The sequence below is a fragment of the Saprospiraceae bacterium genome (genome assembly GCA_016710235.1).
GTDB lineage: Bacteria > Bacteroidota > Bacteroidia > Chitinophagales > Saprospiraceae > Vicinibacter.
The window spans coordinates 762,847-788,951 of record JADJLG010000001.1 but is presented as its reverse complement, the minus strand read 5'-3'; the positions used below and the strand labels follow the sequence as shown (position 1 = coordinate 788,951).

22 protein-coding genes and 1 tRNA gene are annotated in these 26,105 nt (G+C 38.7%); 9 read left to right on the top strand and 14 right to left on the bottom strand.

Features of this window, described 5'->3' with window-relative positions:
- Nucleotides 1–3 precede the first annotated feature (3 nt).
- From IPI99_03230 to IPI99_03220, 3 genes are read right to left on the bottom strand one after another with little or no spacing between them, the layout of a single operon-like run.
- Nucleotides 4–2,280: a caspase family protein gene (locus IPI99_03230; protein ID MBK7339524.1), complete on the bottom strand. Its 2,277-nt coding sequence runs from the start codon at nucleotides 2,278–2,280 to the stop codon at nucleotides 4–6.
- Nucleotides 2,281–2,298: 18 nt separating this feature from the next.
- A complete protein-coding gene (locus IPI99_03225) occupies nucleotides 2,299–3,723 on the bottom strand; it encodes an AAA family ATPase (protein MBK7339523.1) in 1,425 nt (474 codons plus the stop codon).
- A gap of 1 nt (nucleotide 3,724) precedes the next feature.
- Nucleotides 3,725–4,336: a toll/interleukin-1 receptor domain-containing protein gene (locus IPI99_03220; protein ID MBK7339522.1), complete on the bottom strand. Its 612-nt coding sequence runs from the start codon at nucleotides 4,334–4,336 to the stop codon at nucleotides 3,725–3,727.
- 371 nt (nucleotides 4,337–4,707) lie between these two features.
- Between IPI99_03220 and IPI99_03215 the strand changes: the two genes are divergently transcribed.
- Nucleotides 4,708–5,229 (top strand): DDE-type integrase/transposase/recombinase, encoded by a 522-nt coding sequence (locus tag IPI99_03215; protein MBK7339521.1) that lies wholly within the window; start codon nucleotides 4,708–4,710, stop codon nucleotides 5,227–5,229.
- Between the two features lie 326 nt (nucleotides 5,230–5,555).
- Here the strand turns inward: IPI99_03215 and IPI99_03210 are convergent, their stop codons facing one another.
- Nucleotides 5,556–6,137, bottom strand: a complete 582-nt coding sequence (locus IPI99_03210) for a sigma-70 family RNA polymerase sigma factor (GenBank protein MBK7339520.1) — start codon at nucleotides 6,135–6,137, stop codon at nucleotides 5,556–5,558.
- A gap of 312 nt (nucleotides 6,138–6,449) precedes the next feature.
- Here IPI99_03210 and uvrA point away from each other — a divergent pair, with 312 nt between their 5' ends.
- On the top strand, nucleotides 6,450–9,305 hold the full coding sequence (gene uvrA, locus IPI99_03205; protein ID MBK7339519.1) for an excinuclease ABC subunit UvrA: 2,856 nt from the start codon (nucleotides 6,450–6,452) through the stop codon (nucleotides 9,303–9,305).
- Nucleotides 9,302–10,093 (top strand): hypothetical protein, encoded by a 792-nt coding sequence (locus IPI99_03200; GenBank protein ID MBK7339518.1) that lies wholly within the window; start codon nucleotides 9,302–9,304, stop codon nucleotides 10,091–10,093. Before uvrA ends, IPI99_03200 begins: the two co-directional genes overlap by 4 nt.
- Before the next feature lie 39 nt (nucleotides 10,094–10,132).
- Here IPI99_03200 and rpmA read toward each other — a convergent pair whose 3' ends face one another.
- On the bottom strand, nucleotides 10,133–10,402 hold the full coding sequence (rpmA, locus tag IPI99_03195; protein ID MBK7339517.1) for a 50S ribosomal protein L27: 270 nt from the start codon (nucleotides 10,400–10,402) through the stop codon (nucleotides 10,133–10,135).
- 21 nt (nucleotides 10,403–10,423) lie between these two features.
- On the bottom strand, nucleotides 10,424–10,735 hold the full coding sequence (gene rplU / locus IPI99_03190; GenBank protein MBK7339516.1) for a 50S ribosomal protein L21: 312 nt from the start codon (nucleotides 10,733–10,735) through the stop codon (nucleotides 10,424–10,426).
- Nucleotides 10,736–11,091: 356 nt separating this feature from the next.
- On the opposite strand from rplU, the gene IPI99_03185 reads away from it, so the two are divergent.
- Nucleotides 11,092–13,062, top strand: a complete 1,971-nt coding sequence (locus IPI99_03185; protein MBK7339515.1) for a hypothetical protein — start codon at nucleotides 11,092–11,094, stop codon at nucleotides 13,060–13,062.
- Here IPI99_03185 and IPI99_03180 read toward each other — a convergent pair.
- The 7 genes from IPI99_03180 to mutL all read right to left on the bottom strand — a co-directional run bounded on the left by IPI99_03180 (nucleotide 13,059) and on the right by mutL (nucleotide 19,197).
- A complete protein-coding gene (locus IPI99_03180; protein MBK7339514.1) occupies nucleotides 13,059–14,018 on the bottom strand; it encodes a M28 family peptidase in 960 nt (319 codons plus the stop codon). The genes IPI99_03185 and IPI99_03180 overlap by 4 nt on opposite strands.
- 142 nt (nucleotides 14,019–14,160) lie before the next feature.
- Nucleotides 14,161–14,231: transfer RNA gene (locus IPI99_03175), tRNA-Gln, on the bottom strand.
- Nucleotides 14,232–14,305: 74 nt separating this feature from the next.
- Nucleotides 14,306–14,890: an aminoacyl-tRNA hydrolase gene (locus tag IPI99_03170; protein MBK7339513.1), complete on the bottom strand. Its 585-nt coding sequence runs from the start codon at nucleotides 14,888–14,890 to the stop codon at nucleotides 14,306–14,308.
- Between the two features lie 31 nt (nucleotides 14,891–14,921).
- Entirely contained in the window at nucleotides 14,922–15,965 is a 1,044-nt protein-coding gene (locus tag IPI99_03165) for an endonuclease/exonuclease/phosphatase family protein (GenBank protein ID MBK7339512.1), read from the bottom strand.
- A 2-nt stretch (nucleotides 15,966–15,967) separates the two neighbouring features.
- Complete coding sequence (locus IPI99_03160) at nucleotides 15,968–16,795, bottom strand: rhomboid family intramembrane serine protease (protein ID MBK7339511.1); 828 nt, start codon at nucleotides 16,793–16,795, stop codon at nucleotides 15,968–15,970.
- A gap of 6 nt (nucleotides 16,796–16,801) precedes the next feature.
- Entirely contained in the window at nucleotides 16,802–17,395 is a 594-nt protein-coding gene (locus IPI99_03155; protein ID MBK7339510.1) for a rhomboid family intramembrane serine protease, read from the bottom strand.
- A 5-nt stretch (nucleotides 17,396–17,400) separates the two neighbouring features.
- Nucleotides 17,401–19,197: a DNA mismatch repair endonuclease MutL gene (gene mutL / locus IPI99_03150; GenBank protein ID MBK7339509.1), complete on the bottom strand. Its 1,797-nt coding sequence runs from the start codon at nucleotides 19,195–19,197 to the stop codon at nucleotides 17,401–17,403.
- A gap of 134 nt (nucleotides 19,198–19,331) precedes the next feature.
- Here mutL and IPI99_03145 point away from each other — a divergent pair, with 134 nt between their 5' ends.
- The gene (locus IPI99_03145) at nucleotides 19,332–21,224 is read left to right on the top strand and encodes an amidophosphoribosyltransferase (protein MBK7339508.1); all 1,893 of its coding nucleotides are present in this window, start codon (nucleotides 19,332–19,334) and stop codon (nucleotides 21,222–21,224) included.
- On the opposite strand, the gene IPI99_03140 is transcribed toward IPI99_03145, so the two are convergent.
- Nucleotides 21,221–21,604, bottom strand: a complete 384-nt coding sequence (locus IPI99_03140) for a DUF2237 domain-containing protein (protein ID MBK7339507.1) — start codon at nucleotides 21,602–21,604, stop codon at nucleotides 21,221–21,223. The two genes, IPI99_03145 and IPI99_03140, sit on opposite strands and share 4 nt — an antisense overlap.
- 183 nt (nucleotides 21,605–21,787) lie before the next feature.
- Between IPI99_03140 and IPI99_03135 the strand changes: the two genes are divergently transcribed.
- From IPI99_03135 to IPI99_03120, 4 genes are all read left to right on the top strand, one after another.
- The gene (locus IPI99_03135; GenBank protein ID MBK7339506.1) at nucleotides 21,788–22,573 is read left to right on the top strand and encodes an OmpA family protein; all 786 of its coding nucleotides are present in this window, start codon (nucleotides 21,788–21,790) and stop codon (nucleotides 22,571–22,573) included.
- 82 nt (nucleotides 22,574–22,655) lie between these two features.
- On the top strand, nucleotides 22,656–23,372 hold the full coding sequence (locus tag IPI99_03130; GenBank protein MBK7339505.1) for a hypothetical protein: 717 nt from the start codon (nucleotides 22,656–22,658) through the stop codon (nucleotides 23,370–23,372).
- Between the two features lie 71 nt (nucleotides 23,373–23,443).
- Nucleotides 23,444–24,157: a YebC/PmpR family DNA-binding transcriptional regulator gene (locus tag IPI99_03125; protein MBK7339504.1), complete on the top strand. Its 714-nt coding sequence runs from the start codon at nucleotides 23,444–23,446 to the stop codon at nucleotides 24,155–24,157.
- Between the two features lie 8 nt (nucleotides 24,158–24,165).
- Nucleotides 24,166–26,103, top strand: a complete 1,938-nt coding sequence (locus IPI99_03120) for a glycosyltransferase family 39 protein (GenBank protein ID MBK7339503.1) — start codon at nucleotides 24,166–24,168, stop codon at nucleotides 26,101–26,103.
- Nucleotides 26,104–26,105: the final 2 nt, after the last annotated feature.

Sequence of the window (26,105 nt, the reverse complement as noted above, 5' to 3'; positions counted from 1 at the left end):
TTTTTAAATCAAACTGGAATACATCTCAATAAAATTTAGGATCAATAGATCATGAACCTTTGCTGGTGCAGCTTTATGCTCATCTTTCACTTTCACGAAATTTTCAAGCGCGGTTCGAGCTTGGAGGATACCATTTCCATAATATCTTTTAGATTGCGGAATGCGCTTACCATCTGCAGATTGAAACAGTGCACGGCGGACGGATTCTGCTTGTCGCCACGTTCCGGCGTAATTATTTGCTATCAGTTCGTTGCGGAATTTTACAATATAGAGCGCAGCTGCCGCAGCAATTTGAGGTGTAGCACTCGAAGTACCTCCGCCTCTCCTTGAGAAGGAATAAGAATAGGGTTGTTCGTTTATATTGACATAAGCCCAGGGTACATTAGGAGTAAAAGCAGCAACTGCATGCCTCATGACTTCCGGAGGATTTGAATTCCCCTGCATTTGTTCTCCATTGACAAAATTTTTTGCATTGTACTGGGCATCAAAGTCATAAGGAAAAAAATTGGCAGTAGCGCCCACTGCTGTGATGACTCGATCGAATCTCGACGGATAAACTACTTCTTCCGGAACTAAAATATCTCCGGGTACATTGAAATTATTACCTGCTGCTGCAACTACAACAATACCCTTTTCGTATGCCTTATTGATCACTTCTGCCATTTTTCTCGAAGGTGCGCCACCCATTGAAATGCTGATGACGTCGCAATCTAGCTGGATTGCATATTCTACTGCTTGTGCGAATGCTTCTAGCTTTCCAAGAATCAATACCACATCATCAGCGATCCTTATAGGTATGATTTCTGCAAAAGGAATTGCACCAACTTCTCCAGAATTTTGGTCGTATCTACCCTGTTGCCGTGTTACATTGCCACCTGCAAGAAGAATACCAGTCGCCAGGCCATGAAAGTTAGCTTTGCCATTTTTGATGCGTACTTTCGGATCTTTGGTTTCTCCTTTTACAAATGAATTCCCAAGATTTGTATTGAGATTAACGGGACTGGCAGGATGATCAGGCCAGCAGCCGGTATCAATATGGGCTATCCTCACATTGCGCAGAGGTTCATCCACTGTTTCTTTGACATGTTGTAGTGCAGATTCAAGTTGTGTATAATTGTCTTTTTTGTACCAATCAAATATATTGGACGTAGGATGTGGCCAACTTTTTAAAAATTCATTGGGATTGGCTTCCCTTACAGATTTTACATGATCATCAGGTTCTTTGATTTCAAAATCGGGCTCTACGTATGCATAATCCATTTTTTTTGTGTTTAATATTCTTTTGATTGATTTTAGTTTTTTATCCACGGCAGCGCGATCTTTTTCCGTTTCCTTACCAAAATCTAAAGAGACTGATTTAATACTTTCAGAAAGAATTTTCACTTCAGTATCAAACCATTTAGAACCTTGCTTAAGAAGTTTTGATTTAGCTTCTTTTGATTTTAACTCAATATTGTAAATGTGGATTCCGAATGAGTTAAACTTTGGCTTTTCATTTTCTGATTGAAATAAACTTATTAGCGGAATTTTTGCAATTTCATTAGTTCTGACTGTTGGCGTTTGTTTCCTGAGAACCAAGGGATCTTTTTGAATGCTTTTAGCAATTGAGTTGAGGTTGGATTCAGGTGAGCTTTTTATGGCTCGCAATAAGGAAGCTGTGAAAACGCTATTTGGATTTCCTGTAAAGGAATATTGATCATCCTGGCAGGCACCCATAAAGAATAAATTAGCTTTACGTGCAGATGATGGTAAGATTTTGATATTTTGATAAATGTCTTTATGCATTGTTTGGAAGCGTTCGGCTTCTTTGAAATATTTTGCATTCGGAGGCGTGGATCTGCTGGCAGCAACGCCTCGATTTACAGTACCACTGTGACAACTGTCAGAGAAGAAAATAAGATTCACACCTTTTTTGAATTTGCAAAAACAGTTGTGGATTTCGTCATCCAGCAACATCCTGTCGTAAAGACAAATGGTTTCGTCAAATTTGTTAGCCCTGAATTCATCTCTGTTCAAATCTAACACTTGACCGCCATGTCCCGAAAAATATAAAACCAATGTATCGCCTTTTTTGAGTTTTCGAGCATATTGTGCCATTTTAAAGTAAAAGAAGTCAGTGGTGCATGAGGATGATGCATTATATTCTGCATTTTTAATATTGTAATATTGCTGAAAAGTTTTGCAGACTGATTCAGCGTCGTATTCACAACAATCTAAAGGAGTTGTGTAATTGCCTTCTGTTCTATCTACGCCAAGGGCAAATAAGTAAGTTGTAGCCATGATTTTATTTTGATTAATTTATTGTTGATGGAAGGAACTTCGACCGTTTTGGATTTGATATAAACTGTCTATTGCAGATTGTTTAGCTAGAATGAGTTGAAGTAGAGAATCTTGGATGCTTTGAATCTTGTACTGACTTTCTAGTTTTTGTTTATTCAAAGTATCCAGATTTTTATCATATACTCTGCTATAAATGTGAGCATCTTTTTTATATAAAATATTTTTATTGATGTCAATTTTCAATTTTTGGTTTTCTTCAATTTTAGCATCGATCGATTGAAGGTCAGATCTGCTGTACTCGAGTTTTGCTTGCAGACTTTCTTCAGTCTGGGACATTTGATTAATATTTTGATTGAAGTGTTCTATTTTTTTTCTCTTTTCTCTTCTTGTTTCAAAGTAATCCGTTACAGCATTGTAAATAAAATAGGCAAGAATGGAAAAAGTCACAACAATAACTGCTGTTTTTAAATTGGAGGAATCCTTTTTTAGGTTATTTTCGGTATCCGCTTTATTTTCTTGTTTTAAAGGCCTTTTTTCAAAAAAATGACTGACGTCATCCAAACCATATTTGAGTAATAATGCAATGTTCTCGTATGCGTAACCAATGTTTGTTGGGTCATTGGTACCTTCCTCAATGACAGGGAGTTTTTCACCAAAACTAAAATATGATTTGTATGGGATTTTTATCATTTCGAGGAACGCATATCTATTGTATTTTGCCGGTAACCAGTCATCCATTAATGATGCCGTTTTTTGTGCAATAACACTTAACCAATGAGTGGCGAGTTTAAATTCCGAAATGGAGTCGTATCTGGATGGAACTGGTAGAAATAAGAGCCTTTTTTTGTCAAATGGCAACGTACTCCGCACTTCACAGGTGCGTTTTGCCACATCCACTATACCTTCCAAACCTTGAAGTGTAGCAGTAAAGAGCAACACCAAGATATCGGGTAATTGTATCGTTGTTATTCCGCCGATCTCTGTTATTCCTGTACGACTGTCTATGAGCACAAAGTCGTATTCTTTTTTCCACAATTCGGCAAGTTTTTCTATACTTTGTGCACCGCCGTTTTCATAATAATGATCTACATTAAATTTTCTGACTTGTGCAAAATAGTTTTCATCTCTCCTTCCTGAACTGATCATGTCAAGCCGGATTCCTTTTTTGATATTGACATGGAAAATTGCAGAAGTATTTGCGTTTTCTAATTCAGACTTTGAAGTATTCAGTAAATCGATAACACCTATTTGTTTCTTGACTTCCAATTTGGTTTGTCCGGATAGATAAGGCTGATAAAAATTTTCCAGGCCTGGTGCTTCAAGATCCCAGTCTATGGCTAGAATTTTATATCCCCAATCTGCTAATACTGCAGCTACATTAGCCAGACACATGCTCCGACCAACTCCTCCTTTGTAAGAATAGAATGTAATTATTTTTCCCATCCTAATATAATTTAGGTGCTGCCACAGCTTGAGGAATATTCACTTTTGCAATGAAATTTGCATCTTCCGGAAGATTTAATATATCAATGGCTGTTTCATCAAATATTTCAATTTCAAGAATTTTTTCGGCTAAAGCAGCGGCAAAATTTTTCACATTTTCTTCCAGCTGCAAAAACTTTGGAGACTCAACAAAAGCTTTTCCGGATTGGTAAAAATCCCGTAAATCGGTCATTTGATAACCGTAAACTGACTTAGGGTAATGAGCCCCATCGCCCAGTCTTACAGGTATTATCATGTCGTAATTGATTTTCTTCATTTTCAATTTATCCAACCTTAAAGTGAAGTAATTATGCTCTCGGATACACCATTCTGATTGAAAGTATTCAGCTGTATATATTGGTACCAAAGTTTTTGAATATTTCAGACCATCTTTTAAGCGTTCTACCCATTGTTCACCATAGTCGATTTCTTCCCGGTCTACAAAGAGATTTGGATGATAACCCAATTCTTCTGTAAGATATTTGTCAAGAAGTCTGATAAATATCTGGTCTAGCCACTCAACGATCTCTGGCCTCCTCTTATAGCTGATAAAAATGTCATATCTGTATGCCATTGGGTATGTAGTCTTGATACTCTTAGTATTGGTGTCATGAAATCTAAAAATGTTACCTTGCTTTATAGTTTGTGAGAATACTTTACAATTTTTGGAAATTGTCGTTTTATCCTCATCAGATGGATTAATTTCTATAGATGTTTGATCAATTTGATGATTTTTAAGTATGGTTTATTCCAATTTTGGTCATTTTGAAAGTCAATTCCAAGAGAATTAGAAGATTGATGCGTGTAATGACGATATATCCTATCTATCCAAAGCCCAATCTGAGCAAGTTAGGCAGAGCCGAGTACATATATCCATTTCTATTAAGAAATAGGAAGGCTGAGCGACCTAATCAAGTATGAGCTATTGATATAAGCTATATTCCGATGGAAAAAAGATTTAAGTATATCACAGTAATCATCGATGTATATAACAGATTTATCATCAACTGGTCATTATCCAATGCAATAGAAGCGGAAACACAAACTAAACTAGTCAGTGAATCTTTAGAAATCTTTGCAGCGCCAAGGATCATAAATAGCGACCAAGGAAGCCAATATACATCCCAAGTCTGGGTGGATTGCCTCAACTATTATAGGATTCAAATTAGTATGGGTGGTAAAGGTATGGCAACCGATAATGCATTCATTGAAAGATTCTTTAGAACCATAAAGCAAGAATATATCTATGTCAATCCAAAGAAAGAAGTCATTGATTTATACCAAGGAATAGAACAATATATTGGGTATTACAATCATAAAAGACCACATCAGGGAATCAATCAACACATTCCTGTTGAACTTTATAAAGAAGACAATACACAAATATCAATAGGAAAAATTCAAATCCCTGCGGGGCTTTCTTCAGTTGAAAAAAAAGATTTTCTTACAATGAAAATTTATAAATAAAATTGTTAACAAATTGGTCTACTAAATGGGGAGTGCTTCATTTTTGGTTAGTTAAGCTTGACCAAGATACAATCTTTATGATTAGGCATTATTTTTAGTATTAAATTTTTAAATAATATTATTTATACGACTAAACTATATACAAAAACATAAAATACAATAATATACATATAAAAAAACATATAATTTCTATTTGTCGATTAATCTTAAAGCCAATACAATTGAGTTTGAAGAATAAGTTGTATTGTTGGCCTTCTAAATGAATTCAGAAATTTAATAGGATCAAAAAATCCAAATGGTCGTAATCATTTGGATTTTTGAATTGTTTATTGTAATACGATTGCGTTTTCTTCCATAAGCTTGCGGATGTTAATGAGGGCATACCGCATCCTGCCCAAGGCGGTATTGATGCTGACCCTAGTGATTTGAGCGATTTCCTTGAAGCTCAAATCAGCATAGTGGCGGAGTACAACCACTTCTCTTTGTTCTTGGGGAAGCATGTCAACAAGTTGCCTTATCTTACCATGTGTCTCACTCATAATCATTTCATCCTCGCGATTATCATCCGGAAGTTCTAAAACATCAAAAATATCAAATTCATCGGTCGAATTCACTTTGCTTCTTTTACGTCCACGACGGAAATGATCTACACAGAGATTGTATGCAATACGTGTAGCCCATTGCGAAAACTTACCTTCATGACTGTAAGTTCCTTTGCGTAAAGTGTCAATAATTTTAATGAAAACTTCCTGAAACAGGTCTTCAGCAAGGTCTCTGTCCTTGACAAATAGATAAATTGAAGTATAGATTTTTTGTTGGTGGCGCTCTAACAGAACTTGAAAAGCTTTTTCATTTCCACTTAGATACAAATCTATCAAAGCCTGATCGCTTAATGCAGCTACTTGCATACCCTAATATTTTTAAATGGTTAAAAATTAGTGTAGAAGTTTCTGATCGATAGATTGATATTTTAAAGTGAAAAAAAATTTTATGTCGTAAAGATAAACTCAAACCATATAATTATGCAAACTTACAGGGCTTTTAACGTTTTTTTAACCCCTTCATTTTCATTGTAAATTATATATCGCAAGAATCAGACCAAAAGTATGCATTACCTACAAAATAATCTAGAAAATGCTCAACTTCTTGAACTATCCAAAATTCAAATCTTGAATCTCGGTAAAGCAACTTGGAATCTCGTATTTTTGCGCCCTTAGAATATGACCAAATCCAATACAGTATCCCGCAAACGTCAAGCTTCTCCTCAATCTTTTCCTGTGATTGAAATTAAAGGAGCGAGGTCCAACAACCTCAAAAATCTTGACGTTAAACTTCCTAAGAACCAACTGATTGTGGTCACCGGAGTGTCGGGATCTGGAAAATCTTCTCTCATCATTGATACACTCTATGCAGAAGGGCAGAGAAGGTATGTAGAAAGTTTGTCTGCTTACGCTAGACAGTTTCTCAACCGGATGAAAAAACCGGATGTCGATTATATAAAAGGCTTATGCCCTGCAATTGCCATTGAACAAAGAGTCATCTCAGCCAATGCAAGGTCGACTGTCGGGTCTCTGACAGAGATATACGACTACATGCGCTTATTATTTGCCAAGGTAGGCAGGACTTTTTCGCCACTTACAGGAGAAGAAGTCCGAAAGCATGAAGTGAGTGATATTGTCGATGCGATTTTTGAGCAACCTGCTCAGACCGAATTGAGGATAACATTCCATCCTCCGGCAGCTTTTCAATCAAAAAATCTCGGCCAGTATCTCGATTATATACTCCAAAAAGGATTTACTAGGCTGAGTCGCAAAAGTGCGTTGATCAACATTGAAGAACTATTGGCAGACAAATCCTGGAAGGACAAAACAAAAACCCTTACCTCTCCCCAAGCTCAAGATTATTTAGTGCTCGTTGATCGGCTTATGCTTCCTTCTGATCCGGATGAAGAATTCCGTAAGCGTATAGCTGACTCTGTCCAGACTGCACTTAGCGAAGGAGCCGGAGAATGCACCATCCTCTTCGGAAATGAGGTCGAAAAGACTTTTTCCGTAAGATTCGAATCTGAAGGCATCAATTTTATTGAACCTTCACTGGCTCTGTTTAATTACAACAATTCCTTTGGGGCTTGTCCACACTGTGAAGGTTATGGAAGAACAATAGGTATTGATGAAAATAAAGTCATCGGAGACAAATCCAGATCCGTTTATGATGGAGCCATATCTTGCTGGAAAGATCCGGAAGAAAGGGCAGAATATTTGCAGCCCTTGCTCCAGATTGCTGGTGAAATTAAGTTTCCGATCCACAAACCTTATAATGACCTGAATGAATCTGAAAAGGACGTATTGTGGAATGGCAAAGCGAAGTACCAAGGAATTTATGCTTATTTTCAATCACTGGAAAAAGCATTTTATAAAATTCAAAATAGGATTAAACTAGCCCGTTACAGAGGTAGAACAACCTGTCATGTCTGCAAAGGCATGCGTCTGCGAATTGAAGCCAGCTATGTGCGCGTCGCCGGGAAGAGATTCGGTGACTTGATGTTTATTCCGGTAGATGAGCTGATGGAATTTTTTCGGAATATCCAAATCACTGATCAGGAAAGATCCATTGCATCCAGAATTCTGATGGAGATTGGTTTTCGACTAGAAGTGCTGTCCAAAATCGGCCTTTCTTACCTGCATTTAGACAGATTGGCATCAACCTTGAGCGGAGGAGAGTCCCAAAGGATACATTTGACTCGTACACTCGGCTCTAATCTGAGCTCTTCTATGTACATTCTGGATGAACCAAGTATAGGTTTGCATCCCAAGGATACAAGTTTGCTCGTAGAAGCCATTCTGGGCTTAAGAAATATGGGAAACACGGTCATAGTGATAGAGCATGAAGAGGAAGTCATCCGAAAGGCAGACTACATTCTTGACATTGGTCCCCATGCTGGAATCCATGGTGGGGAAATTTGTTTTTCAGGGAGTTATCCAGATTTTTTGAAAGCCAAATCAAACTTAACCGCAGATTATTTGACCGGCAAGAATCAAATCCCGCTTCCTGGTAGAAGAAGACAAACTATTGATTTTATTCAGTTGGACAAGGTTTGGTTGCATAATCTTCAAGGTGTTTCAGTAAAATTTCCAGTTCATGCATTTTCATGTGTCAGCGGTGTGTCAGGCTCCGGGAAGACAAGCTTGATCAAGCATGTATTGTATCCTTTGCTCCAAAACGTTGTAGAGGACACCGTGCGTGATGAACATTTGTCCGGAATCATACTCGATGGCGCTTTACGTAAAATAAAAGCTATTGAACTGGTGGGCCAGCAAGGAATTGGAAGGTCATCGAGATCAAATCCGGCGACTTATGTAAAAGCTTTCGACGAGATCAGAGATATTTTTAAAAATCAACAACTTTCCAAAATCAGAAACTATCAGCCACGACATTTTTCATTCAATGTCGAAGGTGGCAGATGCGAACAATGCAAAGGAGATGGAGAGATTGTAGTAGAGATGCAATTCCTAGCAGATGTTGTGTTGCCTTGTGAGGATTGTGGGGGCAAGAGGTTCAAAAACGAAATCTTGGAGGTTCGTTATAAGGAGAAAAATATCAGTGAGGTATTACAATTTAGTGTGGAAGAGGCACTAGATTTTTTTTCCGACAAAAAAGACATTGTCAACAAGCTAAAACCCCTAGTAGATATAGGCTTAGGTTATTTGAAACTTGGACAATCTTCCTCAACCTTATCAGGAGGAGAGGCGCAAAGATTGAAATTAGCATACTATTTGGGTCTGGAAAATAACAGCCAGCATGTCTTTTTCATTTTTGATGAACCTACCACTGGCTTGCACTTTGAGGATATTAAAAAATTGCTGGTAGCGCTACAAGCATTGGTCGAAAAAGGACATACTGTCTTGGTGATTGAACACAATCCAGAAGTGTTGAAATGCGCAGATTGGTTAGTAGATTTGGGACCAGGTGGGGGAAAACATGGTGGTAAAGTGATTTTTCAAGGTTCACCCGAAGGAATCCTCTCCCTAAAAGAATCAGCCACAGCAAAATATTTGGCACCAAAATTTCAATCTTGAAAAGAATGCAGTCATCCTCTTCAAATACACGAACTACTGGAAAACAAAGCAGCTATAAGCAAGTTTTGGTATTCCTGTGTATGGTGCTCGTCCTTAAAGTAAGCGCTCAAGATGCAGCTTTTGCTTATCAAATGGTACAACAAGGGAATTATAGGGCTGCCGTTGAGGATTACCAAAAGTTGATCTCAGTTGATGCAAAAGGCCACAAACTATATCACAATTTAGCAGCTTCATATCTTAAATTAGCTCGACCAGATAGTGCTATTCTTTACGCGGTAAAAGCATTAAGGTGGAGTCCTAACGAAGAAACTACCAAAACAATCTTGGCAGAAGCCAGAGAAATGGCAGGTATAGTCCATGTAGAATTGCCACAAAGCAATCTCATGAAGAGCTTCTGGTATATAATCAATAGCCTACAGTCTAGAGTTTGGTTTTGGATTTCCGTTTTTTTGTTACTGATAGCTGTCCTATTGCTCAAATTTGCACAAAGACCATCACATGTCAGAATTAAATCCAGCTATATATTGGCATTGATTGCCACTGGTTTCATCTTATTGTTGTTCACATGGGTGAGACACCAACATGATTATAATACTGACGAGTTCATTGTGATGAAACCTACCAAAGCCTTCCGATCGGCAGATGAAAATAGTGATTCTATTAAGACTTTGAAGAGTGGTGAAAAAGTCACCAAATCAGATCAAATCGGCCCTTGGATCAAAACAATATTGGATGATGGCACTCCTGTCTGGCTCAGACAGAATGACTTGATACAAATAAAACTGTGAGGAATCAATAAAAAGCCCGTCAAAGAGCTCAGAATCTTACTAGTCGTTCTGTGAAGTAAAAGCTATCACATCAACTACATTGCGATCTAATCTAGTTTTCTTAAATTGAACTACACCATCAGCAAGAGCATATAGTGTAAAATCTTTTCCAATGCCTACATTTTTGCCGGCATGGAACTGCGTGCCCCTTTGGCGAACAATGATATTGCCGGATTTAGCCAATTGGCCTCCAAATAATTTTACTCCAAGACGCTTACTGTTACTATCGCGTCCGTTACTGGTACTACCTTCACCTTTCTTATGAGCCATGACAGTTAGAGATTTAAATGATTAAGCTATGATGGAGTTGATTTGAATCTGAGTAAAAGCCTGACGATGGCCATTCTTTTTTTCGTATCCTTTTCTTCTTTTCTTTTTATACACGATGACCTTGTCTCCTTGAACATGGTTCATTACAGTGGCTTCAACACTTGCGCTTGTAACCACAGGAGTTCCCAATGTGCAGTTGTCATCTGAAAGCAAAGCCAATACTTCATTGAAGCTTAACTTGTCACCTTTTGCGGCATCAAGACGGTGAACGTAAATTTGTTGTCCGGACTTTACTTTAAATTGTTGTCCGGCGATGGATACAATAGCTAGCATAAATTGCTTTTTTAAAACGGACTGCAAAGATATATGGATTTTCGGAACCAACAAAAAAATATTTCCGGCAGATATCTATTCTCATCATTGAGTTGAGTCCGGGATAGAAAATTTGATGCTTTTTTTAGTCAGGTTTACCTGTTTTTTGGTAGAGTCGGCTCTAAAATGAAATTTTTTTGAAAAAACTTCTTGGGCACCATTGATTCTAATGCATGTTTTTTTGACGAATTATAAATATGCACTTTGTATAATATAAATTGGATCGGTTTTTGATGTCCAAAAAGACCAATTTTTATCAATAATTTTGGTAACCCAAAGAATCAAATAGCGTCTTATTAATGCGAATTTAGCAGGGAATGAAATTAGTGAACCTATTGACAATAGGCCTCTGTTGCTTGATTTTCTCACATCAAGCACAAAGCCAGTGCAGCGAGTTTCGTCAACGAGACTCAGTAGCTTTACGTCAATTTTATTCGAATCTAAGTTCAGTCGGTAATTTGAACTGGGACTTTAATCTACCTTTAGAGCAAATTGATCCCAACAGAATAAAACTTGATGATCAAGGTTGTCAAGTGAAATATTTGAACCTGGAGGCATCCTCTTTCAGTTACGCCTCAGGCAGTTTCCCAACACCTCTACTTCAATTGAGCGGACTGCAGGTACTTAACTTGTCTTCCAATGGTATACAGGATGAAATTCCATATGAATTATACGATTTGCGTGAACTTCAAGTAATAGATCTCTCTTATAATGGTGGCTTGAGAGGAGGAATTGCTGACCAGATTGAGAAGCTCTCAAATCTACGGGTACTGCAAATGTCCGGAAATAAGCTTTCTGGACTTTTTCCAAAATCTATATGCAAATTGGCTTCTCTCGAAGAGCTTTCATTGACTCGAAACGAGTTCTATGGCACTTTACCCACTGAACTAGGACAACTAAGCAATCTGAAGTATCTGAGACTTGGATTCAATAAGTTTTCAGGAGCAATACCAGTGGAAATTGCCAATTTAACCCAATTGAACACGCTTTCTCTTCCTTCGAATGGTTTTACAGGAGATCTGCCAGCTGCTGTCGCAAACATGCCTTTTTTAGAGAACATTATTTTGTTCAATAACTTCCTTGAGAAAATGCCATCCTTTGAATATTTGAGAACTTATCAGGTAGAAAATAACCTTCTTAGTTTTGAAGATGTGCTTCCTATGTATACAAAGCACCATCATCCTAACTGTGATTTTACTTTTACTCCACAGAAAAAATTCAAGCTTACCAAAACTATACAGGTTGAACCCGGTGAAACGGTGCGTTTCGACTTACCCTTTGATAAGGCTGTCGCAAACAATCTATATGATTGGAGAAACCAAAATGGAGATTTTTTGTCTAACACAGGCGATTTTACAATCAAGTACAATAATAAGGTACACAAAGGTCTTGTTAGTGCGAAGATTACTAATCCTGAACTTGCCGAACTCTCCCTGGAAGTAGAGCATTTTAGATTGGAATGTGCGCCTCGAGTAAGGTATCTGGACACGGCGATTTGTGAAAATGCTTTTTTTGATATTCACAATGTTCGATTCGATGCGGCTCATGTCAGAGACACTATCTACCTGGAAGGCATGGGAATTCAAGGATGTGATTCTGTAATTATCGTGCATGTTGACCTGAGAAAATTCATTGAGCATCGCAGCTCTGCCGAAGTTTGTTATGGTCAATTTTTTGAGTGGAACCAACAATTGTACCATACTCCGGGAACCTATATCCAAAGATTTGCAAGTTCCAACGGATGTGATTCCATAGTGTATTTACAACTCAATGTTCTAAATAAAATGGAAGACTACGCAGAAATTAAAGCTTCCCAAATCACTCCGGGTTTTGTAGATATTAAGTTGAACATGGCATATGGTAAAAAACCGTATACATATGACTGGAATACAGGAATCAAAGAATCTGAACTTGTTAATGTGCGTCCCGGCTATTACAAAGTGAAGGTGACTGATGCCAATTTATGTACAGCTGAATTTATTTATGATCTTCGAACCTGGACAGGAACAACAGATCTGGCTGAGAGACCTTTCTATCTTTTATCTCCACAGCCGGCCAATCATTATGTTGTATTGAAATTTTTATCTGGAAGCCGGCATTCCGGAAATACGGAAATCTGCATTCTCCAGGGCGAGGGAAGGTTGGTGAGAAAAATTGTAACTGACACTCATCAATTTCAAGAGGGGTTCCATATAGATACTGAAGATCTTGCTTCAGGTATTTATTATCTGAGCATCAAATCCGAAGGGAATATTGCGACCATGTACCGATTGGTGATCAGTCATTAAATTTCATCAACATCTTCTTTAAATAGGAGTAAAAGGAGAGTTTTTCCCACCATTTCCAGGCTTACAGGATCTACCGCATCAGGTGTGTCTTTGTGCGTATGCCAATGACTTACAAAACCTGTGGGTGAGTTTAATGGACGGTTGATAATATCTATCATTGGAGTTTCGGCAATTGTATTGACAAATACATGATCATCAGTCAATGCACCTTCTGCTATTGGTACAAAGTAATTTTTATAGCCCAGCTCTTCACCTATTTTCCACACCTTATTGAGTACTCTCGAAGCATATTGAATAGATACCTCATCCCATGTAAAACGAGGATCTTTGCCTCCAACCATATCTAATAAAATGCCATAATCGGCCCTGTAACCGTTTTGCTTGGCAAGTTTGGACCAATGTTGAGCTCCGAGGCACCAGGATAATGGATCACCTCCATTGTCATTGCCATAATCCTCAGCATCAAACAAAACGATATCTACACCTATCTTGGAAAGCGGTTTGTGTTGTAGCAACTTAGCGATTTCAAGAAGAACAGCAACTCCACTGCCACCATCGTCGGCACCCAAAATGGGTTTATGGTGTAAAGATGTATCCGGATCATGGTCGGCAAATGGTCTTGTATCCCAATGAGCAGCTAAAAGTATCCTTTGCTTGGCACCGGGATTGGTTGAAGCAATAATGTTTGTTGCCGGAAGCGTTTTTCCATCAAAGGTTTTCGCATCAAAAGCTTGTTCGTTAACGCTCAATCCATATTCTTTGAATTGGCTGACAAGCCAGTCTTTGCAGTTGCGATGCCCTTCAGATCCCGGTACTCTTGGCCCAAAATCCGTTTGTTTTCTTACAAATCCGTAAGCTGAAGACTTATCAAATACTGGAAGATCTCCAACTTTTGACCGCTTGCAGGCAGTAAACATCAAAAGAAAACTTAAAGCAACAGTAAACCCAAACTTCATGGTCAAAAAATTTTTTCAAAGATAAGATCAATCTATCAACACCATAGATCTTGGGTCAGACTCTCTTTTCGATTAAATTATTTTTAGCCTTGGATAGGCCGAACCAAAATAAAAAAGGCCGGTAAATCACCGGCCCGGTTAGTTGACCTATAAGGATTCGAACCTTAACAAACGGAATCAAAATCCGGTGTGCTACCGTTACACCATAGGTCAATCTCCAAAATGGAGCGCAAATTTACAAAAATTCTATAAGTCAGATCCTGTGTGATGTTTTTTTACACAAAATTCTACTCATGGAGTTCAACTTTAGATGAATTGAAACGATTCATAGCTGGATTGATACCGGCCATAATGAATTCGATGATAGCCTCACTCGCCAGTTTTGTGATTTGCGGTCTCACGAAGGCTTCCTTTGCTGTCCACTTCCCCAAGACATAATCTACCTGCCTCCCCATAGGAAAACTTGAACCGATTCCGATGCGCAACCTTGAGTATTTGTTAGTCTGGAGCTCATCCTGGATATTCTGAAGGCCGTTGTGTCCACCAGCAGTACCATTCGGTCTAAGGCGAATGCTACCGTAAGGAATATGCAGGTCATCAGTAATAACAAGCAGATTTTCGATATCTATTTTATCTTTTACTAAAAAATTGCGAATCGCTTTGCCGGAGAGATTCATATAGGTTGTGGGCTTGATGATGGTCAGCTGTTTTCCTTTGTATTTTCCAGAGGCGACCTTGGCTAAATGGCCTGGTCCAAAATCGATGCCAAGCGATTGCACGAGCTCATCCACGACATCAAAACCAATATTGTGCCGAGTGTCCACATAATCGACGTCATAATTTCCCAATCCGGCTATAAGGTACTTCATGATTGATTTGAATTTGTCAAGCTTATTTAGGAATTTAAATTCTCGAATAAAGTTTTACAAGTATAGGATTATGGTCTGAAAAAGATGTAGACAAAACCCGGTGAAAACAAAATTCAAAATGTTTTTTTCCACCCCATACAAAATCAATTCTCAGCCCAGGAAGAGCGCCGACAAACGTGCTTCCAAATCCGCTACCCCTTTCCTGAAAACTATCTTTGTACTTTTCAGACAATAATGAGTAAACATAAGAAAATGGTGTGTCGTTAAAGTCTCCTGCGATCACTACAGGGTTTTTCGCTGTTTGGGCATGATCCAAGATCATTTTGGTTTGTTGGGCGCGAATGATGGAAGAGTTTTTGTAATTTCTCAACATCCGTCTCACTATAGCCAAGCGTTCAGGATCATCTTCTTTGTCGGTAATTGTTTCTACGTCTTTTGAAACGCGATTGGATTCCAGATGGACACTGTAAAACCTGATTTTTTTACCATCCACAAGAATATCAGCCCACAAACAACTATTGGTTTTCCGCCCAAATTCGACGAATCCTTTGTCTACTATTGGATATCTTGAATAGATGGAAGCACCATGTTGAATATCAAAATGGGTATATGGATATAATGCGGATTTAGTGATCGCCTCATCTGCATAAAAATTGTTTTCTTGTACACACAGGACGTCGGGATTGTGTTGTCTGATAAAGCTTAGAAATTTTGGAATGGAAAGTGCCTGATTTTGATCTCCGGCTATTTTGATATTTTTCAACCCATATAAGTTAAATGACATCACGGTGAAGGCACTATTGGAACACTTTCCCTCTATGCTGGAATCATTAAAAGCTACCATCAGATGCAGCTGAGGTATTGCAAACATCAACAGTAAAATTGATGAGATTGCGTATCTCCACTTGATCAACAACCAAAAAACAACAAATAGAATGTGGATTACTATAAAAATAGGCACCAGAAGACTGCTGATACTAAACAACCAATACGTTGATGGATCTGCTCCAGCTGCGATCAAAGTAATTACAAAAACCAAACTGCAGATTAGATTCAGTATGAAAAAAAATCTAATCATTTCTAGTCACCTTTTTTGAGGTTTTCTAAAAAATTCTGCTCTTCTTTACTGAGACTTTGAAGACCGCCGGATTTAATTTTGTCCAAAATTTTATTGAGTTGTTCTTCTTGACTTAAGTTGGAAGAGGGGGAGGTTTTTCTTGGAGATATAAGTCTTGGTCCCTGCATACGTTGACTGCGAAATAAATGGTCAAATCTTATAGTATAACCTTTCCAGCTAAAAACCATATAAAGGTATCCGAATAAACCACCGGCAACCATTGCCGCAGTATAAGGAGGATAAACAGGTAAACTGAAGATCACAGCAAATACAATCATTGCCATCGTAAAATATTTCAGAGGAACATGTCCTATCAATACAAATTTGAGTCTGAATTCCGGAGAGATTGTCGTAGCTGCTAGCAGCAAAGCTGCTATACCTGAGCTAGATCCATACCACAAAGCTTTATTCTCTTGAAAAAAAAGGGCACAGATCAAAAATGCAATTACTCCTGATAATAAACCTCCAATGAATATGAAAATGGCTTTTTTTCTCCCGATAAAATCTTCCACCCAATATGAAATCCAGTACAAGAAAATCATTTGAAATAAAAGAGACATCAGAGAAGGTACGAAAAATGCATGCGTTACCAATGTCCAAGGTTTTATGAAGAGCTCACTGCCTTGATTACTAACAAATAAAAAGGCTGCAGCATCAGGCAGAATTTGTTGAAATAGACTTTGGAAGATCACGAAAACGATCGAGGCGAAAACAGATAAAGCCAAAAACCAAATCCAAAATCCGCCATACCTCAGTTGATGCCTCAAATCCTGGTACAGATTCCTAAACATAGAGCATTATCTATATTTAGTCCAATAGATGATCAACAACAAGCCAAACAATGCTCCACCCAAATGTGCGAAATGAGCTATTCCGGGTTGGGTACCTGTCACCCCATACACAAAATCCAAAGCTACCATTGCAATAGCCATATACTTAGCCTTTATCGGAATGGGAAGGAATAAAAGCATCATTTCCAAATCCGGATACAGATAGGCTAAGCCGATAAAAAGTCCATTGATAGCGCCCGAAGCCCCTAGTACAGGTATTTCTGTGAGGTAAGTCATTCCCTGATATTGGATCTGGTAGTATTGAACCAAAAGATGTAAAATGGAACCACCAATACCTGATGCGAGATAAAAGATCAGAAACCTCTTAGATCCAAGGCGGTTTTCCATAAATGGCCCAATAAAAAATAAGGAAAGCATATTGAAAAGCAAATGGCTTGGGCTACCATGCATAAACATGGAAGTGATAATTTGCCAAGGATGGAAATGCTCGCTACCAGGATAATACAGAGCAAAATACTCCCTAGGGAGAGCCATAGTACCTAGATACACCAAGATGTTGATGATCAGAAGATGTTTGACTATTTGCGTGAGTTGCATCATTTGATTTACTTAAGTTTGGATGAAATTTCTTCCAAACTGATAGAAAGATAACATTTTCTGCCGGAAGGTCCTGCATAAGGCATTTCACACTCAAATAATTTATGAATGAGTAGTTCTATTTCTTCCTTCTGCAATTGACGACCTTTTTTCAATGCACTGCTTACAGCTGCAGACCGCGCCAGATTTTCTTCAACATTTAACTCAAACTCGAGGTTCATTTGATACTGATCAATAATTTTTTGGATAACATCTACCTCTAGGCTGTGCAGACTGTATATCTCAGGAAAAGCGTGAATGATAAAGCTGTCACCACCAAACTCTTCCAGTTCAAATCCTAGTCCTTGCAATTGGGGCATGAGAACTTTAAGTATGTTCGCATCCTGTGATCCTAAATGGATCGTATGTGGGAAGAGAAGCTTAATAGAATGTGATTTTTTATGCTGAATTATTTTTTTGTACTGTTCATACAGGATTCTTTCATGAGCGATTTGCTGGTCGATGATTACCAGACCATTCGCTGATTCGACAACGATGTAAGCATTGTGCAGCTGAAAGAAAGTATAGTCAGTAGTTTGAGGCTTGTGCAATCCACCTTCTGAAATACCTGAGGAAAATTCTTGCGGAATATCAACAGCGCGTTGTCTGAGTTCAGCCATTTGAGCCCAATTGAGCTGTTGCGAAAAATTTGGAATCAAAGATGGCGCCTGCTGATTGATTTTGTGTAAGCTGCCGGGCTGACTTGCTTTACCTGTGGATGCCAATAATTGTTCTATCCCAGGTTGACTGTTCTCAAAATCGAGCTGAGGTGCTAGTGTGAATTTTGCCAAAGCATGACGTACAGATACTTTGAGAAAATTGTATATCAATCTCTCGTCTTCAAACTTGATTTCATGCTTTGTAGGATGCACATTAATGTCAATATACTGAGGATCAATATCCAGAAAAAGAACATAAAATGGAAACATTCCGGGAGGGATGATTTCCTCATATGCCGAATGAATTGCATGTTGCAGATATAAATTCTTAATAAAGCGACGGTTGACAAAAATCAGTTGGTCTCCGCGGGATTTCTTGGCCAAGGTCGGTGTGCCTACAAAGCCGGATATATGCATGACCTCTGTTTGTTCGTCTAGTGTGAGTATATCTTCATTGTATTTTTTGCCAAAAATGTTGATCAATCTCTGCTTCAAGCTGCTGGCCGGAAGTTGGAAGATTTCATTTTCTTGTAAAAAATAGCTGAATGAAATTTCAGGGTGTGATAAAGCCTGGCGAACAAATTCGTCATACATATGCTTTGCCTCAATGCTGTCTGTTTTTAAAAACTTGCGTCTGGCTGGTATATTGTAAAACAAATGCTGTACTGCAATCTGAGTCCCTTGATTCGCTGCAAATGGTTCCTGAGATTTTATTTTGGAGTCCGCAGCAAAAATTTTAGTGCCGACAATATCTTCACTTCTTCTTGTCCGGAGTTCAACTTGTGCCACTGATGCAATTGAAGCCAATGCTTCTCCTCGAAATCCCATGGTCTGAATATGAAATAAGTCGTCTGCAGAGCGAATTTTGGAAGTTGCATGTCTCTCGAAAGCCATTCTGGCATCAGTGGCGCTCATGCCGACACCATTATCATTGACTTGAATGAGTGATTTTCCAGCATCCTGAACGATTAGTTTAATTTGGCTTGCTTGAGCGTCAATGGCATTGTCCAAAAGTTCTTTGACTACGGATGCTGGCCTCTGGATTACCTCACCGGCGGCAATCTGGTTGACAACTGCATCAGGTAAAAGAAAAATTTGGTCAGCCATGCAAATCGAAAATGTTTCTCAAAGGTAATCCAAGCAATTGGAGTGGCAGGTCTATCAGGTGGCGATTTTTTTTAGATCGAGATGAACCAATGGAGCTGGTATTTCTGCAGTATCTTTGCACCGCAAATCAAATTATGAGTGATCAGGTCAAACACGAGTGCGGGATAGCTTTTGTCCGACTGCTCAAACCTCTGGAGTTTTATGCTGAAAAATATGGAACTCCTTTTTACGGTTTGCAAAAGCTCCAGATACTCATGCAAAAGCAGCGCAACCGAGGGCAGGATGGAGCGGGTATGGCTACGATAAAACTCAATATTCCTCCGGGGCATAAGTATATTTCGAGAAGGAGAAGCAATGCTTCTAATTATTTACAACATCTGTTTGAAGGTGTCTTTAATCATTTTGAAGGTTTAAATGAGAATCAACTAAACGATGCAAATTGGCTCAAAAAAAATAAGCCTTTCATTGGTGAAGTGTTATTAGGTCACCTTAGATATGGAACACACGGTGACAACAGTATAGAAACAGTTCATCCTTTCATCAGGGAGAATAACTGGATAAGTAGAAATCTGGTATTGGCCGGCAATTTCAATTTGACGAATGTCGAAGAACTTTTTGATAAATTAGTGTCTTTGGGGCAGTATCCCAAGGTCAAGTCAGATACAGTGACAGTCCTAGAGAAAATAGGCCATTTTTTAGATGAAGAAGTCCAACAATTATTTAATTGGTACAAACCGGAAGGACATTCTCAGGTAGAAATCAATCCTCTGATCTTTGAGAACCTTGATGTATGCAATGTATTAAAGAAGGCAGCTCGCAAATTTGATGGAGGATATGTCATGGCAGGCATGATCGGTCATGGTGATGCTTTTATCCTTCGGGACCCACAAGGTATTCGTCCGGCATTTTACTACCAGGATGATGAAATAGTAGCGATGGCTTCGGAGAGACCGGCACTGATGACTGCACTCAAAGTGCAATTCAACAAAATCAAAGAGATCAAACCGGGCAACGCTTTGATTATTAAATTCAATGGAAAGGTGAGTGAAGAAAACTGCCTTGAACCACTTGAACCGAAACATTGCACATTCGAGCGTATCTATTTTTCCAGAGGAAATGACAGGGACATCTATAAAGAGCGCAAACAGCTGGGGATTGAGCTAGCTCCACAGATTCTTCAAACACTGGATTATAAGCTCGACCACGCAGTTTTTTCCTATATTCCCAACACTTCAGAGACAGCTTTTTACGGCCTATGCGAGGCTTTGCACGACCACATGAGCATGGAAAAAATTCGCATGATAAAAGCGCATCCTGAAGGTTTGAATGATGAACTCCTCCGAAAAACAATTCTACAAAGACCTCGTATCGAAAAACTTGTGGTGAAGGATGATAAAATGCGCACATTCATAGCGAACGATAAAATTCGAGGTGGGATGGTCTCACATGTATATGATGTGACATATGGGTTGGTAGAAAATGATGTTGATACTCTCATCGTGCTGGATGATTCTATTGTCAGAGGGACTACCCTCCGCGATAGCATTATCAGAATCTTATGTACACTGCATCCTAAAGAAATCATAGTAGCCTCATCAGCACCTCAAATCCGCTATCCGGACTGTTATGGCATAGATATGTCACAAATTGACAAGTTCGTGGCATTCAGGGCTATGGTTGATCTATTGCAAGAGCGTAATCTGGAGTACAAGCTAGATGAGGTCTATGAAGCTTGTCTAGAGGAGTTGAAAAAGCCACTTGAACAAATGACTAATAAACTTCAGGATCTATACGCATTATTCAGCGATGAAGAAATATCAGACAGAATAGCAAGAATGATTGAGATACCTGAATCAGGAATCCCTATAAAGGTGATTTTCCAAACACTGGAAGGCTTGCATAAAAGCTGTCCAAGACATTCCGGAGATTGGTACTTTTCCGGAAATTATCCTACACCTGGAGGATATCGGGTGGTGAATAAAGCTTTTGTCAATTTTATGGAGAAAAACGATGTACGGGCCTACTAAGGCTTTTCCGGTGAAGTATACTTGAATTCCAACAACAGACCAAAATCAATGTAGTGAAGTACATCTCGATTGGTGGCTTCCAGCACGACCTGAGGCGCATATCCTGCGATATAAGCTTCTTTCCATCTGAGGGCACATAAGCACCATTTGTCCCCTGGCTTTACACCAGCGAATTGATAAAGGGGCTGAGGATTGCTGAGATCGTTGCCTACTGATTTTGAAAATCTGAGAAATTCTTCATCTGCCACAATACAAACCGTATGCATTCCCACATCTTCCTTTCCGGTGGTACAGCAACCATCCCTGTAAAATCCGGTCAAAGGCTTGAAATTACAAGGTTCCAGCTTTTTGCCGAAGACGTTTAAAGGATTTTTTTCCATAAATGAAACTTAAGGAAGTCAACTTTTTTATAAGAACAATGGTTCAATTTCAAGTAACAATCCAATTAAATCATGATACGATATTTGTTTTTACCCCTTTTAGGTGGGATTTTGCTTTTTTCTTCGTGTGTTTCATCTAAAAAATTTAAGAATCTAAGTGAAGAGGCAGAATCTCTCAGGTCAATGCTGCAAAAATGCAAAAGCGACATAGCTGATTGTGAACGAGACAAGAATGACATCCTGGTCCAATATAAAACGAGACTAAGCAATGCAGACTCTGATCTTTCCACCCGAGATACAAAAATCAAATCTTTGGAAGACCAACTAGATTATGTCAAGCGCACCAATAGAAACCTTCTCGAAAGACTATCCGACCTGTCTGTGATTAGCAAATCAGGTGCTGAGAGTATTAAAAAATCACTGGAGTCAATGAATGAAAAAGACAAACAACTCTCACAATTGAATGCTGGACTGAGGCAAAAGGATTCCCTTAATCTGGCACTTGTTCTCAACCTGAAGAGGTCTCTGAGTGATGTGCCAAGTGATGATATACAAATAGAAGTCAAGAAAGGTGTGGTCTATATATCTCTATCTGACAAAATGTTGTATCGCTCTGGCAGCTCTTCCATTACAGAACCCGCCTTTAATGTGTTGAGCAAGATTGCCAAAATCCTCAATGATTATAAAGAATTAGATATTTTGGTTGAAGGTCACACAGACAATGTGCCGATCTCCACAGCCTGCCTAGAAGACAACTGGGATCTCAGCGCCAAGAGAGCCACCTCAGTAGTCCGTGCTTTGCAAAATAGATTCTCGGTCGATCCTGCGAGAATGACTGCAGGAGGACGTTCTGAGTTTGAACCAAAATCAGACAATTCGACCGCAATGGGTAAGAAAGAAAACAGAAGAACAGAAATCATCATATTGCCTAAACTCGATCAGTTCTTCAAACTGATGGAAAACAAGTAAATTAGGACATTGCGGTAATCACGATCTTCCTTAAATAAGAAGAGAGCTATTATTTTTGCACTCAATAATGATAAAAAAACAAATGAAAAAATTTTCATGGTCTGTCTGGATGTTGATCCTGATGACCAGTATTTCGTGTAAGACTAACACAGAAAAATCTGAGTCCAATACAAAGCGTATTGCGGAAGTGCCTGCAGACTTCCAATCTCAACTTCACGCCGGAATGCAGGCGATTCAGGCATATCGAGAGAACAAACAGGCAGACAGTACACAGCGGAAAGAGCTTCTTGACGCAGCAGTTATCCATTTTGAAAAAGCGAGTCAAATCGACAGTACCAACCAAGATTTATGCTTCCTTTTGGGCAATGCATATTACCTGTCTTCGAGTTATTACAGAGCGATGAATGCTTTTGAAAAATATAATCGCCTCTGGCCTGGCAATGCAGGCGTTGCGAACAATCTTCGGGTGACATATCGGGAAGTAGCAAAAGCTGAACTATATAATGAGAATAACCCTTTGAGTGCAAAAACATTCATAGATAAATCCCTTAGCCTGAATCCAAATGATCTGCAAACATTGGAGCTTCTGGGTGTATCCATGGCGAGATTGAGCAATTTTGACACGGCTCTCATTGTGTTAAAACAAGTCATCGAAAAAAATCCAAAGGCGGCGACTGCAATGACCAACGCCTCAATCGTGTACACCAAAATGGATATGATTGAGGAAGCTAAAAAGTATATCAAAATGGCACAAGCTATTGACCCAAGGCTCAATAATCCTATGTTGGAAGGCAAATAAGTCTTCTTAATCAGTGAGAAATTGGGGATTGGGATCAAAAGATGTAATTTTACCAGCCAAATTGATTAGACATGGGTAGGATTTTTGAAGTAAGAAAGCATAAAATGTTTGCGCGATATGCCAAAATGAGCAAACAGTTTGCTAGAATCAGCAAAGAGGTTTTTATGGCTGTAAAAGCATCCGGACCCAATCCGGACAGCAATCCGCGTCTGCGTGCCGCCATGCAGAACGCCAAATCCGTCAACATGCCTAAAGATCGACTTGAGTCAGCTATCAAGAAAGCGAGTTCCAAGGACGAGAAAGACCTCGAATTGCTTACCTATGAAGGCTATGCACCGCATGGAATTGCCGTGTTTGTAGAAACAGCAACGGACAACCCCACGCGAACTGTTGCCAATATTAGATCCTACTTCAATAAATATGGAGGATCCCTTGGTGTCAACGGGTCTGTAGGTTTTATGTTTGAACACAAATGTCAGTTTCGTGTAAAGAAGAAATCAGATGATCTCGATTTGGATGTGCTGGAACTAGATCTGATCGACAGTGGTATGGAAGAGCTCAATGCCGAAGCTGATGAAATTACAGTGTATGGTGAGTTTGATTCATTTGGAAAATTGCAATCCTACTTTGAAAAAAACGAATACGAGATCATCGAATCTGGTTTTGACCGAGTACCCACCACTACCAAAAAACTAAACGCAGAGCAAGAAGAAGAAGTCAATAAGCTTTTAGATAAAATTGAAGAAGATGATGATGTGCAAAACGTTTACAGCACCATGGAATAAATCTTTTGATGATTAAAAAACAACCGGCATCTCTCGATAAAAATCAATTTTTGTGGTCAATTTACAGACCCTATTTAGCTTGGTTTATCCCAATCCTGGCAGCTATCCTGTATCTTAATACAGTTCTGCATGATTTTGTACTTGATGATGCTATTGTGTTGTCCAAAAATGAATTTGTTCAAAAAGGCATTTCAGGAATTCCGGATATATTATCCAAAGACACTTTCAAGGGATTTTTCAAGAAGGAAGGAAAAGATAAACTAATATCAGGTGGAAGATACAGACCGTTGACTTTGGTTGTATTTGCTGTTTTGTTTGAAATTTTTGGAAACTCTGCATTTGTGTTCCATTTGTTCATGGTTATTGCATATTCAGCTTTGTGCTGGTTGATTTATAAATTGCTTTCGGAAATTTTAAAGGATTACCCTTCCGGCGAAAACCTTGCAATAGTTGCAAGCCTGCTTTTTGCAGTACATCCGGTGCACACCGAAAGTGTAGCGAATATTAAGGGTTTGGATGAAGTATTTGCCCTTGGATTTTCTTTATTGAGTTATTATCTCATCGTACTATATCTAAAGCAAAACAGAATATCATTCATGATTGGATCTGTTTTAAGTTTTCTGATCGCTCTGTTTTCGAAAGAAAATGCAATCGTGTATCTCGCATTAATTCCCATTTATTTGTTATTCATCCGGAAGCCGGCGAGTCAGAAATCTTGGTATGCTTTGGGAGGTTTAGCATGTGCAGCCTTATTTTTCATTCTTGTCCGATCTTATGTACTCAATTGGTCTTTCAGCAGTTCCGCAGGTACGGAATTGATGAATAATTCTTTTTTAAAATGGAATAATGGAAGCTATGTTGAATTTAGTTTGATTGAGAAATTGGGGACGATTTCCTTTACGCTTTGGAAATATTTTGCATTGATCTTCTTTCCATATCCATTGACTCACGATTATTACCCTCGCCACATTGGTATATATTCTTTTCACGATGTGAAGAGCATTTTAGGACTCGTGATCACCTTTGCATTATTTGTTTTTGGTGTCTTCAATATTAGGAAAAACCCTTGGTATAGTTTTGCCGCTTTTGCATATTTATTACCTCTGATCCTGGTGAGTAATCTCTTTTTTCCTGTAGGTACTAATATGGGAGAGCGATTTTTATTTATGCCAAGTTTTGGGATTATTTTACTCATTTCATTTTATTTGATCCCTCTGCTTTCTCAATTCAAAGTGCTTCAATATGTTTTCATTGGAGTATTGTTACTTTTTTCGATCATGACTGTCATGAGAAATCCTGCATGGAAGAATGATTTCACTCTATTTTCTACCGATGTAAAGACTTCAACCAACAGTGCAAAAATTAATAATGCAATGGGAGGAATTCTCATCGAAGGACTTCATTTGGAGACTGATTCTTCCGAACTACGGAGGAAAGCCAACACTGCCATCCGGTATTTGGATAAAGCAATAGAAATCCACCCTTTGTATTATGATGCTATTGTGCTCAAAGCAAATGCGTACTATTACCTCAAGGATTTTCCTACAGCTGTGAAATTGTACCAAAGTGTTCTCGCTCAGAAGCCTGGTGACGAAAGTGCAAATAAAAATTTGCCATTAGCGCTTCGTGAATATGGTAGAGATTTGGGAATGAATCAACACAATCCCGTTGTGGCAAAAGATATATTGCTCCAGGCTTATAAAATAAACCCAAGTGACATTGAAACTATCATGTTGTTGGGAATTGCCGAGGGAAGCACAAACAACAACGAAGCGGCTTTAAAATATTTTGATGAGGCAATTCAAATCAATCCAGAAAATGCTCAAGCCCACTTCAATAAAAATATAGCATTGCTCAATTTAGGGAGGAAGTTAGAAGCAGAACAAGCTTTAATGAGAGCCAAAGAACTGGATCCTCAAATATTATCCAAGAACGGAATTCAATAAAA